The 1,355-nt window shown below is 64.4% G+C and carries 1 protein-coding gene; it reads right to left on the reverse strand.

The features are described 5' to 3' along the window. Window positions 1-1,355 (reverse strand): helix-hairpin-helix domain-containing protein (locus EV665_RS31405; protein WP_245507899.1); only part of this gene is annotated, 1,355 nt, incomplete at both ends.

Consider the following 1,355-nt stretch of genomic DNA (forward strand, 5'->3'; position numbering starts at 1 on the left):
GGGGACGTAGATGTCGCGCGCGGGCGCCGCCGCCTTCGGCCGTTCGCGCGGATCCGGTGCGCCATTGCCGCGCGCGAACTCGTCGCCCCGACCATGCGGCAAAGGAAACTGCTCATCCTGTTCTCCCAGCCGACCGAGGTCATCTGAGAGGTCGAACAGCCGCTGTGCAACAAGATGCACGACGTCCCCTTCCCGCTGGATTTTACCGTTGATCGCCATCATCGAAGCGGAGAGAAGAATGCGGCGCTGGCGCTCGAACAGCGTCGGCCAGACCACCGCGTTGACGATCCCTGTCTCATCTTCGAGGGTGAGAAACATCACGCCCTTGGCCGAGCCCGGCCGCTGGCGCACCAGCACGAGGCCGCCGGTCATCAGCCAGCGGCCATCGCGCTCGGCCATCGCCTCGGCGCATGTGACCATCCCCTTCTGGCGAAGGCCGTTGCGGAGAAAGGCGATCGGGTGCTGGCGGAGGGTGAGGCCGGTATGGGCGTAGTCCTCGACGACCTCGTGCCCTGCCCTCATCGAGGGCAAGGCGACCGAGGGCTCCTGCACTTCCGAGACCTGGCGCGTTTCGCGCTCGGCGGCCGCAGCCCAGAGTTCGAGCGGCTCGTCGCGCAGCCCCTTGATCGCCCATAGCGCATCGCGGCGCTGGAGCTGCAGCGACGGAAGAAACGCATCGGCTTCGGCGAGCTTCACCAGCGCGGCCGTGGGCACGCCGGACCGCCGCCAGAGATCGTCAGCGGAGGCGAAGGGGTCATCGGCGCGCGCAGCCACGATCCGGGCCGCGTCTCCGGTGGAGAGACCTTTTACCATCCGCATCCCGAGCCGGACGGCGCAAAGACGACTTCCTTCAATTGCCTCGAGCGTGCAGTCCCAGCGTGAAGCATTGATGCAGACCGGCCTAATCTCGACGCCGTGTTGGGCGCCATCCCTCACGATCTGCGCAGGCGCATAAAAACCCATGGGCTGTGAATTGAGGAGCGCGGCACAGAAGGCATCTGGATGATGGCATTTCACCCAGCTCGACGCATAGGCAATCAATGCAAAGCTGGCGGCATGGCTTTCCGGAAAGCCGTAGGAGCCGAATCCTTCGAGCTGCGAAAACGTCTGCTCGGCAAATTCGGCCGTGTAGCCGTTGTTGACCATCCCTGCCACGAGCTTGTCCTTGAATTTGCTGACCCCGCCGGAAAACTTGAAGGTCGCCATGGATTTCCGCAACTGGTCTGCCTCGCCGCCGGTGAAGCCAGCGCAGACCATTGCCACCTTCATCGCCGACTCTTGAAACAGCGGCACACCAAGCGTTTTCGACAGCACCGCCTCGAGTTCGGGCGTTGGATAGACGACCGGCTCCTTGC

Origin of the sequence: Shinella granuli, assembly GCF_004341885.1 — a bacterium.
Lineage (GTDB): Bacteria > Pseudomonadota > Alphaproteobacteria > Rhizobiales > Rhizobiaceae > Shinella > Shinella granuli.